The following is a 12,408-nucleotide window of genomic DNA, read 5'->3' as shown; positions in this document are numbered from 1 at the left end:
CCGCGCCGCCCTTCCGCGCGCCCGCGCCCCGCCCCCCTGATCCTTTCGGACTATGGTCGCCAGCACCATTTTCCCTTACACTTTGTTTGTAAAGGTAGCAAGGTGATCGTCCGAGGTGACCGCCGTGCAGGCTTCCTCCGGCAAGTCCCGGCGCGCCTCCGCCCTGCGCCTGGCGGGGGTGGCGGCGACCCTCCTGCTGCTGGCGACGGCCGCCTGGAGGCTGCTCCTGGCGGCGCCGCCCAGCTTCCGCGGCGACGTGCTCAACCCGCCGCAGCCGGCGCCCGACTTCCGGCTGACCGACACGTCGGGGCGGAACTTCGACCTGGCGTCATTGCGCGGCCGGGTGGTCCTCCTCTACTTCGGCTACACCACCTGCCCCGACGTCTGCCCGGCCACCCTGGCGGTGCTGCGCCAGGCCCAGCAGCAGTTGGGCGGCGACGCTGCGCGGCTGCGCGTCCTCTTCGTCACCGTCGACCCCGAGCGCGACACGCCCGCCCGCGTCGCCGGCTACCTGAAGCCCTTCGGCTTCCGGCCCGCCGCCGTCGGGCTGACCGGCAGCGCGGCCCGGCTCCAGCCCGTCTGGAAGGCGTACGGCGTCTACGTCCACAAGCACCCGGTGCCGGGCTCGTCCACCTACCTGGTGGACCACTCGGCGTATGTCTACCTGATCGACCCCCAGGGACGGCTCCGGCTCCTCTTCCCCTATGGCACCACGCCGGAGGCCGTGGTCCACGACGTCCGCCTGATCCTGGCCGGCCGCTGACCGGCCGCTCCCGCGGCCGGCCGCCGCGGGAGGAGAGCGAAGGAGGCTGCCACCGATGCACCGCTCCCCCTTCCCGCCCCTCGCCCGGCTCGCCGCCGCTGGCTTGGCGCTCCTGCTCCTCGCCGCCTGCTCCCCCTCGCCCGCCAGCCGTGCGGCCGGCCGACTCCAGGTGCGGCAGGCCTGGGCGCGCGCGGCCGAGGCCGGCCAGAACGGCGCCGTCTACCTGACGGTGGAGAACGCCGGCGGCGAGGCCGACCGCCTCCTGGAGGTCTCCACCGACGTGGCCGGGCGGGCGGAGATCCACCGCAGCCGCATGGTCGACGGCGTGATGCAGATGGAGCCCGTCCGCGGGGGCCTGGCCGTCCCCGCCGGCCAGAAGGTGGTCTTCGCCCCGGGCGGCTACCACGTCATGCTCTTCGGCCTGCGCCGGACGCTCGCCCCCGGTGACCGCTTCCAGCTCACCCTCCGCTTCGCCCGCGCGGGCACGGTTCGCGTGCCGGTGGAGGTGCGGAGCGCCGCCTCCGGCATGCCCGGCATGTGAGCGGGGAGGGAGGGGCGTGCCGGCGCGACCGCCTCTTTCCGTCCGGACGCGGGCTCTCGCCCGCCTCGCGGGAGCGCGCCGCTGGCAGGCGCTGCTGGTCCTGGGCCTGCTCCTGGCCGCGGGCGGCGTCCTCGCCCGGCACCTGCTCCGGCCCGGCTTCCAGGCCGCGCGCCCGGCGCTGCGCGTCGAGGTGATCGGCCACACCTGGTGGTGGGAGTTCCGCTACCCCGACTACGGCTTCGTCACCGCCGACGAGATGCACATCCCGGTGGGCGAGCCGGTCCAGGTGGAGGTCCGCTCGGCCGACGTGGTCCACGCCTTCTGGGTGCAGGACCTGGTCCGGCAGCTGACCGCCGATCCGTGGCAGGGCAGCCTGGAGCGCGTCGTCGCGCACAGGGCGGGTGTCTACTGGGGCGAGTGCAGGCAGCTCTGCGGCCTCAACGACGCCAACATGCGGCTGCGCGTGGTGGCCGAGCCGCCGGCCGACTTCGCCCGCTGGGTCGACTCCCACCTCCACCCGGTGGGCCTGCAGGGCCTGAAGGGCGAGGCGCTGGAGGGCTGGCGCCTCTTCGACGGCCCGGCCGGCTGCAGCAGCTGCCACACCATCGCCGGGACGCCCGCCCGGGGCCAGGCGGGTCCCGACCTGACGGGCATCGGCGACCGCCTCGGCGTGGGCGCCATGGCGCTGGTGCCGGCGGACGGCGCGCACCTGGCCGCCTGGCTGCGGGACCCGCAGGCGGTCAAACCGGGGGCGACCATGCGCCTCCCTCGCCGCCTCTCGCCCGGGGAGATCCGCGCCCTGGTCGCCTTCCTTTCCACCCAGCGGACCTACGCCAGCCCGGTGAAGCAGGCGGCGCTGGAGGATCCGACGCGGCTGGTGGGCAACGGCATCGGCGACGCGCTGCGGAGCGGCCCCTGGCGGCGGGACGGGGCGGTCTGGCTGCCGGCGCTGGCGCTGGGCGCGCTCTACGGGCTGGGCTGGCTGCGGCTCCGGAGCCGGAGCCGGCGCCCCGTGCTGCCCGCCTGGCGCCCGCTGGCCTGGTTCGCCGGCCTGGCGGCGGCCGTGGCGGCGGTGGAGTCGCCGGTGGACGCCCTGGCCGACCACCTGCTCACCTTCCACATGGTGGAGCACCAGCTGCTCATCCTGGTGGCCGCCCCGCTCCTCCTCCTGGGCGCTCCGCTGCCCGTCCTGGCCTGGGCGCTGCCCGCCCGCTGGCGGCCGCTGGGCGCGCGCCTGGCGGCGCCGCTGGCGCGCCTGGCCGCGCGCCTCGCGGAGCGGCCCTGGCCGGCCTGGTTCGCCTTCCACGCCGTGCTCCTCCTCTGGCACGCGCCCGCCCTCTACAACCTGGCGCAGGGCGCGGTCTGGGTGCACGACCTGGAACACCTCTCCTTTCTCGGGGCGGCGCTTCTCTTCTGGGTGCCGGCGCTGGGTCTCCTGCCGGGGAGGCGCGGGCGCATGGAGCCGGCGGCGGGCGCCTCCTACTTCGCCCTGGCCTTCCTGGCGGGCGAGGTGCTGGCGGTCTGGTTCCTTTTCAGCGGCACGCCCGTCTACGGCTACTACGCGCGCGTGGCCCAGCCCTGGATCTACGGCCTCTCCGCCCTGACCGACCAGCAGCTGGCCGGCGCGGTGATGATGGGCTTCGGCCTCGAGCTGGGCCTGGCCGCGGGGCTGGAGGCGGTGCGCTGGCTGGCCGCGCTGGAGGCCGAGGCCGCCCAGCCGGGGGGTGCGCGACCGTGAACGATTTGCAGCCCGAGCTTCCCGGGCGCCTCCTCTGGCCCGCGGCGCTCCTGCCGGCGCTCCTGGCGGGCGGCTTCGAGTTCGTCCGCCACGGGCTCCCGCCCCTGGAGGCGCTCCCCACGCCACTGGGCAACCTGCTGACGGCCGGCCTGGCGCTCCTGGGCAGCTTCCTCTACTACCGCCACCTCTTCCGCCTCGTGGCCCGCCTGACGCGGCAGGCCGAGGCGGAGCGGGCGGCGCGCCGGGCGTTGGAGCAGCGCGAGGCGACGGCGGCCGAGCTGCACGACCGCGTCCTGCAGGCGCTCTTCTTTCTCGCGGTCCGCCTGCGCCGCCTCCGGCGGCAGCTGCCCCCGGAGCTGGCCGCCGGCGTGGAGGAGGCGCTGGACGCCCTGGCCGAGGTGGACGGCGAGGTGCGCCGGACCATCCAAAGCCTCCGCCGCTCCGGGGAGGGGCTGGCGGTGGCGGGCACCCTCGATCTCCGCCGCTCCCTGGAGGAGGCGCTCGGCGACTCCGGCGTGGAGCTCCGCCTGACCGGCCCCGTTCCCGACCGGCCGCCCCTGGAGGAGGCCGTCGCCGCCGCCCTCCAGGCCATCCTGCGCGAGGCGCTGGTCAACGTGCGCAAGCACGCCGGCGCCCGCACCGTCCGCCTGGACTGGACGGAGGAGGGCGGCCGCTTCCTCCTCCGCCTGCGCGACGACGGCCGCGGCTTCGACCCGGAGCGTGCGGGCGGTGGGCTCGGCCTCCTCCTCATGCGCCGCCGCGCCCGCGAGGCCGGCCTGGAGCTGGAGCTGGAGAGCGCGCCCGGGCGCGGCTGCACCCTCCGCCTGCGCGGGCCGCTGGCCCGTCCGGCACCCGCCGGGAGGGGGATGGAAGCCGGTGCGTAGGCTGGTGCGGACGCTGGTGGTGGACGACAGCCCGCTCGCCCGGAAGGCCGTCCGCGCGGTCCTGGCCGAGGCGCCCGACTTCGTCGTCGTGGCCGAGGCGGGCTCGGGTGAGGAGGCGGTAGCGCTGGCTGGCGAGCTGGCGCCCGACCTGGTGCTGATGGACGTGCGCATGCCCGGCATCGGCGGCATCGAGGCGACGCGCCGCCTGCGGGCGCTCTCGCCCGCCTCTACCGTGGTCATGCTCAGCGTCTCCAGCGACGTGGCCGACCTCTTCGAGGCCATCCGCAACGGCGCCCAGGGCTACCTGCTCAAGAACCTGGAGCCGGGTCACTGGCTGGAGTACCTGCGCCAGGTGGCGCTGGGCGAGGCGCCCGTCTCGCGCGAGATCGCCAGCCGGATCGTGGCCGAGTTCGCCTCCTCCAACCCCGTGCCCGGACGCGAGGAGGCGCTGCCCCGGCTGAGCGAGCGGGAGAACGAGGTGCTTCGGCTGACCGCGGCCGGCCTCTCCAACGAGGAGATCGCCCTCCGCCTCCACCTTGCGCCCGCCACGGTGAAGAACCACCTGCGCAACATCCTGGCCAAGCTCCACCTGCGCAACCGGACGCAGCTGGCCTCCTACGCCTACCGTCAGGGTCTCGTCCGCCCCCTGCCCGCGGCCGGCCCGGCGGCGGAGCCGCCCGCCGCCCCGCGCGCCAGGCCGTGGAGACGAGCATTCCCGGGAGGGAAGAACCGATGAGCCTGCTCGGACATCGCCGCAGGGCGGCCGTCGCCGTCCTGGCCGCCCTGCTCCTCGCGCTCCCGGCCTCGCGGGCCTGGGCGCACGCCGACTTCGTCCGCTCCGACCCGGCCCCAGGAAGCACCCTCGAGCGCGCCCCCGCCCGCGTCACCGCCTACTTCAGCGAGGAGATGGAGCCGGCCTTCTCCTCCATGAGCGTCGTCGACGCCCAGGGACGGGACGTCACCGCCGGTCCGAGCCGCCTGACCGGCGGCAACCGGGCCATGGAGGTGGCCCTGAAACCCGGCCTGCCGCCGGGCACCTACACCGTCCGCTGGAAGAACCTTTCCACCGACGGCCACTCCCTCAGCGGCAGCTTCACCTTCCGCGTCACCGCCGGCGGCCCCGCCGCCGGCGCGGGCGGCCCGGGCGGGACGGGCGGCACGGGAGCCGGTGCGACGCCCTCCCCCGCCCCGCCGGCCCCCTCCGCCCCGCAGCCCCCTGCCGGCGGGACGGCGGCCCGCCCCGCGCCCGCGGGCGGTGGGCCGGTCCTCTGGGCGGTGGCCGGCCTGGTGGCCGCGGGCGCCGTGGCGCTGGCCGTCTACCGGCTTCGTCGGCGCTGAGGAGGGAGGAGGGGTGACGGCGGGGCAGGCGCGCAGCCCGGCCCCGGCCTTGGTCGCCGGGGAGCGGGCGGCCCCCGGCGGGGCGGAGGAGTGGCTCCGGCGCCTCCTGGTGACGGCCGCCTTCGCCCTGGCCGCGCTGGCCGCCTGGCGGCTCCTGGCCGCGACCAGCATGGAGCCTCCCGACGCCGCCGGCACGCTCCTCTTCGCCCTGCGCGGCCTCGCCTTCGCCCTCTGGCTGGCGCCGCAGCTGGTGGCGCCGCAGCTGGGCTCCGGCACCGGGGAGCCCCTCTACCGGCGCCTCCTGGTGGCGGCCGGGACGGCCTATCTCCTCTCCGACGCGGCGCTCACCGGGCTGCGCCTGGCCCAGGTGACCGGCTCGCTCCGGCCGCCGGCGGGCGAGGCGCTGCTCTTCCTGGCGGGTACCCGCTACGGCCGTCTCTGGCTGGCCCGGCTGGCGCTGGGCGCCCTCGCCCTGGCGGCGGGCGCCCGGCCCGGCGGCGGCCGGCTGCACGGCGCGCTTCTTTTGGCGCTGGCGGCGGCCACCTCGCTCTCCGCCCACGCCGGCTCCAGCCCGCGCCCCTGGCTGGCGGTACCCGCCGACGTCCTCCACCAGCTGGCCATGGGCGCCTGGCTGGGCGGCGTCCTCCTCCTCGCCCTGGTGGAGCGGCCGCGCCGCCTGGCCGCGGGACGGGAGCTGGAGGCCGGCGAGCTGCGGCGCTTCTCGCGGCTGGCCGGCAGGGCGCTGGCCCTCCTGGTGGCGAGCGGGACGCTCTCCGCCGCCGACCGGCTGCTGCCGCTCCCGGACCCGCTCCGCTCGGACTGGGGGCATGCGCTCCTCGTCAAGCTCCTCTTCTGGGCCCTCGCCCTGGCGGCGGCCGCCAGCCACCGCTTCTGGAGCGAGCCGCGGCTGGCCCGCGCCCAGGCCGCCGGCGAGCGGGTGGCGCCCGGCCGGCTCTTCGCCCGCGCCCTCCGTTTCGAGGCGGCTGCGCTCCTGCTGGTCCTGCTGGCCGCCGGCGTCCTCAGCCAGAGCTCGCCGCCCGATCCCGAGCTGCCGCTGCCCGGGTACGCCGTCGCCTGGACGCTGGAACAGGCGGCGCTGCCGCTCTGGGTGGCGCTCCTCGCGCTCGCCCTGGCCGCCCTGGTGGCCGTGCCGGCGCGGGGCCGGCCGGCGGCGCCGGCGGGCTACGCGCTGGCAGTCCTCCTCCTGCTGACCGGGGTGCCCCCGGCGGCCGACCCTGCCCTGCTGCTGGGGCGCGGCCCGGCCATCGTCTACACGGCCGCGGCCGGGGCCGGACCCTACCGCCTGCGCCTCCAGGTGGAGCCGGTGGTGGCCGGTCCGAACCGGCTCCGCCTGAACGTCACCCGCACCGGGCGGCCGGCGGACGGCCTGGCCGTGCAGGCCCAGGTGGAGAGCCTGGACATGGCCATGGGGACGGCCGCCTTCTGGCTCTCGCCCGAGGGCGGCGGCCGCTACGAGGCCAGCACGGACGCCTTCAGCATGGCCGGCAACTGGCAGCTGCTCCTCAGCCTCGCGCCCGCCCCGGGCCCGAGCGCGGCCGCCGGCCCTGCGGCGCAGGCCTCCTTCCGCCTCTCGGTGGCGCCGCCCAACGGGTCGCCTGACTGCAACTGGGCCCTCGACCCCTCGCTCCGGCCGCTGCGCGCGGAGCTGGGCACCGCGGTCTACGCCATCGCGCCCTCCCCCGCCTCGGCCGACGCGGCGCTCTTGGGAACGGGGGCGGGCGTGCTCTGGACGCGTGACGGGGGCCGCCACTGGCAGCGGCTGGAGGCGGCCGGGCGGGGCGCCGTCGAGACGGTGGCCGTCGCCCCCGGCGGGCGGAGCTGGTATGCCGTGGCCGGCGGGCGCCTCTGGCTCTCGGGAGACGCCGGCGCCCACTGGCGGCCGGAGAGGGCGCCGGGGGCGGCGGTGGGGGCGCTCCTCCCCTCGCCCTGGCAGGAAGGGGCGCTCTGGGCGGCCACCGAGCGCGGGGTGCTCTACAGCGCCGACCGCGGGCGGAGCTGGCGGCTCCTCGCCTCCGGACCGGCCGTGCGCAACCTCATCAGCCTGGCCGCCGACCCCGCGCGGCCGGGCCTGCTCTTCGCCGGCGGCCCGGACGGCCTTTTGCGTTCGCGCGACGGCGGACGGAGCTGGCAGCTGGTGGCGCAGGGGGCGCGGCTGGCCTACCGCATCGTGGTCGAGCCCCCGGCCACGGTCTGGGCAGCGGCCATGGAGGCGGGCGCCTGGGTCAGCCATGACGGCGGGAGCCGCTGGAGCGAGGCGGACCAGGGCCTCTTCGTGCGCGGGCTGATGGGCCTGGCCGCCTGGGAGGGCGGTCGGGCGCTGATGGCCGGCTCCATGGGCGGCGGCCTCTCGCTCAGCCGGGACGGCGGCGCCAGCTGGCAGACCGCCGCCTGCCCGGCCGCCACCGTCTTCGCGCTGGCCGGCGGCCAGGCGGACGGGCGGACGACCGTCTGGGTGGGCGACTCGCACGGGATCCTGCGGCTCCGCCCGGCCGGGTGAGGAGCCGGTGGCGGCAGGCCGGCAAGGCGGGCTTAAATGCCTGAACGCACCTCCAGAGGTCCTCGCCTTTCGGCGTTCTCCGGGTTCCCCATCGAAGTCCCGGAGCTTGATCCCCAGAAGTGCGTTCACCTTCAATATAGCCGGCCGTGGCGGCCTGTCAACCACATATCAAAAACTCAATGCGAACTACGGAAATGTCGGCCTCCGGAACGGAGCGCGGCGCCTCACCGCTCCCGGTCGCGCCCGCGCGAGGACTCCTCCTCCGGGGGCGGAGCCGCCGCCCCGGGGGCACCCGCTTCCTCACCGGTGGCGGCCTGACAGGCGGGGCAGAGGCCGAAGATCTCCACCACGTGGCGCTGGTGGGTGTAGCCCCGCGAGGCGGCCGCCGCCGCCAGCTGGGCGTCCAGCTCCAGCTGGACCTCCTCCGTCCGCCCGCAGCGGGTGCAGGTGAGGTGGTGGTGGTGCGAGGTGAGCTCGCAGAGAACGTAGCTCTCCCGGCCGCCGCTGTGGACGCGCTGCACCGCGCCCACTTCCTCCAGCAGGGCCAGGGTGCGGAAGACCGAGGCGCGCCCCACGCCCGGGAAACGCTCCGCCACCGCCTCGCAGAGCTCGCCCGCCGTGAAGGGCTGGGCGAGGCCGGCCATGGTCTCGATCACCGAGCTGCGCGCCCGCGTGATGGAGCGGCGCGCCCTCCGGAGGCGCTCCGCCGCCCCTTCCCTGCGCTGCCGCTCGCGCTCGACGTCCATCCGCCATCCCCGCCTGTCACCGGCCACGCCTCCGTCCGCAGCCGCGGCGCGCGCCCCAGCCGGTCTCGGATCCTCGCCCCTCGCGGGCGGAAGGCGGCGGCCCCACCCGCGCTCCCCGCGCGCCGCCGCCCCACCGTTCATCATTTTCTCATACGGCGCTCCCCTCCCTGCGCGCACGCGCCGCGCCCGCCTCGCGCCGCCAGCCGGCGGCGAGGCTGCCCAGGCCGATGACCAGCACGACGAGCACCACCAGCAGGAGCTCCATGTCCAGCGCCTCCAGCCCGGGCAGGCGGAGGCCGGTGGCGACGCGCAGGTCGGCCAGCGGCGGGTCGGCCAGCGCCAGGAGGCCGGCCAGCACGAAGGCCAAGCCGCCCCACGTCAGCGTGTTGCCGGCCACGCGGTGGGCCAGCCGCTCCGCCGCCCCCTCCGGCAGGCCGAGGTGGCGGGAGAACCAGCCGAAGAGAGCGCCCGCCGTCGCCTGCACCAGCGTCGTCCCCAGCCCGAAGGCCGCCCCGGGCGCCCAGGCCAGCGCCGCTCCCGGCATGGTCGGAGCCAGGACCGAGTAGAGCACCAGCGCATAGGCGCCGAAGCCCCAGCCGGCGATGAACCCGTGGACCGCCGCCATGGCCGGGGTCGGTGCCCGGCTTCCCTCCTCCGCCGCTCCCGGCCCCGTCTCCGCTCCCACCGTCCGCCGCAGCCGGGGCAGGTGGAGGTGGAGGTGCAGCGAGCGGTCCAGGCGGAGCACGTAGAGGCCGGCCAGCGCCATCACCAGCCCCACCACCACCGTCAGGCGTAGGTCCCAGAGCGGATCCCGCTCCAGGAAGCGGAGCAGGGCGAAGTAGGCCAGCTCCGAGGCGAGCGCACGCTGCAGCGTGAAGCTGAGCGAGAAGACGAGGCCCGCGACGAGCCCGCGCCGGGCCGAGTAGCCGCCGATGGCGTAGCTGAAGGTGATGGGCCAGGTGTGCTCGTCGGGCGTCACCCCGTGGACGACGCCCAACAGGAAGGCGACCAGGAGCGCCGCTCCCACCGACAGGCCCCCCTGCCCCACGTGCCAGGCGCCTAGGATGCTCTCCATCGCACCGTCGCCTCCATGCCGACCCCAGTTTGAGACTTCGTATCCGCGCCAGACGTGATGATACATAGTCTCATAATTCTGTGCAAGCGGGGGCGTCCTGGCCTCTCGCGTCGCGGGGAACGCTAGAGGCGGGGTGAAGGCAGTGGGCAGAGAGAGCGAGAGACGGGCGCCCCGGCGAAAGGGCGGCGATGCGGGGAGGCCGCCCGTCCCGGCGCGAGGGGCGGGCGCCGACGGGCGGGAGAGCCGGGCGCTCCCCGACCTGGCGGGTGATCTGCCGGGGCGACAGCTGGCCGACCCCGACGTGCGCGCCGTCACCGACCGCTACCGGATCCGCCCGCAGCGCCGGGGCGGCCACTAGAGAGGGTGCCCAGGCATCCGGAAGCGGGCTCCCTCCCGGCTCCGGCTCTCACCGCATCTCCGGCACGCGCTCCAGCCGCCCCAGGGGCGGGAGGTAGAGCCAGGGGAAGGCCAGCAGTGAGCCCGCGGCCACTACCAGAAGCGTGGGGCGGAGGCCCAGGGCGTGGCCCAGCGCGCCCCCGGCCAGCGCGGCCAGCGGGCCGACGCCCCAGATGACTACGCGGACGCTGGCCGTCACACGGGCGAGCAGCCGGTCGGGCGTCACCGATTGGCGGAGGCTGACGGTCAGCGTATTGGAGGCCGTCGACGCCATCAGCACCAGGAAGGCGGCCGACGTACCCACCGCCAGGCGCGCCGCGTGGGGGCCGGAGGCGGCCGGCAGCAGGGCGAGGCCGGCGGCGTGGAGGAGCGCGGCCAACCGGAGGCTCCGCGTGACGCCCGCCCGGCGGCCCAGGCGGCCCGCCGCCAGAGCTCCCAGCACGCCGCCCACGGCGCCCATGGAGAGGCCGAGGCCGATCTCGGCGGGTCGCAACCCCAGCTCGCGGGTCAGGAAGAGGATGAGGACGGCCATCAGCATGCCGTCCACCAGGTTGAGCGTGGCTGCGTAACCGACCAGCGCCCGCAAGAGCGGGTGGCGGAAGACCGTCTCCAGCCCCTGGCGCAGCTCCCCGGCCAGCGGGCCGCCCGTCGCCGCCGGCGGGCTCTCGGCCTTCTGGATGAAGAGGAGCGCCGCGGCCGAGACGAGGTACGAGAGCGCGTCCACCACCAGCGCCCGCGGCGCGCCCACCGCCTGCACCAGGAAGCCTGCCAGCCCGGGGCCGGCCAGCATGGCCAGCGACTGGCTCAGCTGAAGCCGCCCGTTGGCCTCCACCAAGCGCTCCCTTCCCACCAGGCCGGGCAGGTAGGCGTGGTCGGCCAGGTCGAAGAGGACGGTGAGGCTCCCCGTCGCCAGCGCCACCGCGTAGAGCAAGGGGAGGCGCAGCCGGTGGAGCGGCACCGCCAGCACCACCGCGGCCACCAGCAGCGCGCGCCCGGCGTCGGCCGCCACCATCACCGGCCGGTGCGGCCGCCGGTCGACCCAGACCCCGGCTGGCAGAGCGAAGAGCAGCCAGGGAAGGCTGCCCGCCGCCTCCAGCAGGCCCATCTGCCAGGCCGAGGCGTGGAGCAGGCCCACCGCCGTCAGCGGCAGCGCCAGCTGGCTCACCTGCGAGCCCGCCAGGGAGACGGTCCGCCCCACCCAGAGCTTCCGGAAGTCGGCCTCCGCCCCCGGGCTCCCGCCGCCCGCGCCCCGCCGGCCCACCTTCCGCCCTCCCCGCTGCGCTGCGACCCCTGTCGCGCCTCCGGGCGAAGGCCCGGAGACTGCGGCGAGGATACGGCGTGCGGCGGCGCGGCGTCATCGGGAGAAGTCCCACTCTCCCGCCGGCCCGGCCCCGTGCGCCATGGGGAATGGGCACCAGCAGCGGCCCGTGAGGGGCGAGCGTCCACGGGACGGACTGCGGCTGCCCGTCAGGCGGGCGGAGGCAGGCAGCCGGCCGGGCGCGGCTACCGCCAGAATCCGTCGGTCATGGCGTTCATGCCGGGAGCCGTGATCACCAGGCGCTCGTACCCGCGGGAGGAGCGGAAATAGACCTGCCCGTTGGCGCTCTGCGGTTGACCGATGACGTCTTTGAGGGCGTAGTGCTTGTGCTGGAGCGGGAAGTCGAGCTCGACCAGGCCCGGTGCGACGCTGATCGTATAGGTCATGCCCACCACCTGCACCCCATGCACCGTCCAGGAGACCACTTGCCGCAGCGGGTTCAAGGTTTCCAGCGTATACGTCGAGATGATGTCATCCGGAAGGCTCTGCACGGTGGAGACGATCACCCGGCCGTCACCCACCGCCTCCAACCGCTGGCTTCCCACCGGGCCCACCGGCGAGAAGCGGTCGCCCGCCCACTCTTCCAACATCCCGTCGACGACGATGAAGAAGTGCCCCTCCAGGTCGTTCCAGACCTCGCCCGCTCTCTCCACCTCGGCGAACTGCCGCCGAACCGCCTCGGGGGCCGGACGGCCATGCCCGTCGACGAGCCCCCAGGCGCCGAAGTCGCCGCCTTCGGTCCAGGGTTGTGCCCACCAGTAGATCCACCGGCCTGCCCGGAACCCGAACGCCATGACCGGTAACGGCCCGCTGTGCTGGAACAGAATGGCTCTCTGGCCGTCGTCCACCGAGATCAGCAGGACTTGCTTATCCGGGCCTCCATTGCAGGCCAGGATCAGGTCACTCGCCACGGCGGCGGTGAAGGCCGGCCGCTCGGTGCACGGGATGGTCGCGAGGGTGGCGGGATCTTCTCCCGTCAGCAAGCTCCTCACCACCCGGTAGGGCGAGGTCTGGCTGATGGTGTACATGCTCTCGCCCAGATAGGCCCGGTAGCTGCTCGGCATGCCCGCCACGCGCTCCAGGCGGTAGAG

At 75.9% G+C, this 12,408-nt stretch carries 12 protein-coding genes; 8 read left to right on the top strand and 4 right to left on the bottom strand.

Translation table 11 applies throughout. The features are described 5' to 3' along the window. The first annotated feature begins 115 nt into the window (after positions 1 to 115). The 7 genes from K6U79_08770 to K6U79_08740 are packed head-to-tail and all read left to right on the top strand — an operon-like array spanning position 116 to position 7,782. Positions 116 to 763, top strand: a complete 648-nt coding sequence (locus K6U79_08770) for an SCO family protein (GenBank protein MCL6522445.1) — start codon at positions 116 to 118, stop codon at positions 761 to 763. Between the two features lie 55 nt (positions 764 to 818). Continuing rightward, positions 819 to 1,304: a copper chaperone PCu(A)C gene (locus K6U79_08765; protein MCL6522444.1), complete on the top strand. Its 486-nt coding sequence runs from the start codon at positions 819 to 821 to the stop codon at positions 1,302 to 1,304. Between the two features lie 16 nt (positions 1,305 to 1,320). After that, positions 1,321 to 3,042 carry a cytochrome c oxidase assembly protein gene (locus tag K6U79_08760; GenBank protein ID MCL6522443.1) on the top strand — a complete coding sequence of 574 codons (1,722 nt, stop codon included), beginning with the start codon at positions 1,321 to 1,323 and terminating at the stop codon, positions 3,040 to 3,042. After that, positions 3,039 to 3,926: a hypothetical protein gene (locus K6U79_08755; protein MCL6522442.1), complete on the top strand. Its 888-nt coding sequence runs from the start codon at positions 3,039 to 3,041 to the stop codon at positions 3,924 to 3,926. The genes K6U79_08760 and K6U79_08755 overlap by 4 nt, the downstream gene beginning before the upstream one ends. Next, a complete protein-coding gene (locus K6U79_08750; protein ID MCL6522441.1) occupies positions 3,919 to 4,662 on the top strand; it encodes a response regulator transcription factor in 744 nt (247 codons plus the stop codon). Before K6U79_08755 ends, K6U79_08750 begins: the two co-directional genes overlap by 8 nt. Then, positions 4,659 to 5,264 (top strand): copper resistance protein CopC, encoded by a 606-nt coding sequence (locus tag K6U79_08745; protein ID MCL6522440.1) that lies wholly within the window; start codon positions 4,659 to 4,661, stop codon positions 5,262 to 5,264. Before K6U79_08750 ends, K6U79_08745 begins: the two co-directional genes overlap by 4 nt. Positions 5,265 to 5,277: 13 nt before the next feature. Beyond that, positions 5,278 to 7,782: a CopD family protein gene (locus K6U79_08740; protein MCL6522439.1), complete on the top strand. Its 2,505-nt coding sequence runs from the start codon at positions 5,278 to 5,280 to the stop codon at positions 7,780 to 7,782. A gap of 224 nt (positions 7,783 to 8,006) precedes the next feature. Here the strand turns inward: K6U79_08740 and K6U79_08735 are convergent, their stop codons facing one another. Further along, a complete protein-coding gene (locus tag K6U79_08735; protein ID MCL6522438.1) occupies positions 8,007 to 8,528 on the bottom strand; it encodes a transcriptional repressor in 522 nt (173 codons plus the stop codon). 148 nt (positions 8,529 to 8,676) lie between these two features. Beyond that, positions 8,677 to 9,603, bottom strand: coding sequence for a hypothetical protein (locus K6U79_08730; protein ID MCL6522437.1), 927 nt, complete (start codon positions 9,601 to 9,603; stop codon positions 8,677 to 8,679). Positions 9,604 to 9,745: 142 nt separating this feature from the next. On the opposite strand from K6U79_08730, the gene K6U79_08725 reads away from it, so the two are divergent. Next, positions 9,746 to 9,961 carry a hypothetical protein gene (locus tag K6U79_08725; protein ID MCL6522436.1) on the top strand — a complete coding sequence of 72 codons (216 nt, stop codon included), beginning with the start codon at positions 9,746 to 9,748 and terminating at the stop codon, positions 9,959 to 9,961. A gap of 48 nt (positions 9,962 to 10,009) precedes the next feature. Here K6U79_08725 and K6U79_08720 read toward each other — a convergent pair whose 3' ends face one another. Next, entirely contained in the window at positions 10,010 to 11,260 is a 1,251-nt protein-coding gene (locus tag K6U79_08720) for an MFS transporter (GenBank protein ID MCL6522435.1), read from the bottom strand. Between the two features lie 242 nt (positions 11,261 to 11,502). Next, positions 11,503 to 12,408: hypothetical protein (locus tag K6U79_08715; protein ID MCL6522434.1), on the bottom strand; the 906-nt coding region annotated here is incomplete at its 5' end.

The organism is Bacillota bacterium, assembly GCA_023511835.1.
Taxonomy (GTDB): Bacteria; Bacillota; Sulfobacillia; order JAIMAT01; family JAIMAT01; genus JAIMAT01.
This window is presented reverse-complemented; position numbering and strand designations above follow the sequence as displayed.

What these genes read in the sequence shown, in the direction of transcription:
- K6U79_08730 (MCL6522437.1), bottom strand. Translation starts at nt 9,603, where the DNA reads ATGGAGAGCATCCTAGGCGCCTGGCACGTGGGGCAGGGGGGCCTGTCG.
- K6U79_08735 (MCL6522438.1), bottom strand. Translation starts at nt 8,528, where the DNA reads ATGGACGTCGAGCGCGAGCGGCAGCGCAGGGAAGGGGCGGCGGAGCGC.
- K6U79_08745 (MCL6522440.1), top strand. Translation starts at nt 4,659, where the DNA reads ATGAGCCTGCTCGGACATCGCCGCAGGGCGGCCGTCGCCGTCCTGGCC.
- K6U79_08765 (MCL6522444.1), top strand. Translation starts at nt 819, where the DNA reads ATGCACCGCTCCCCCTTCCCGCCCCTCGCCCGGCTCGCCGCCGCTGGC.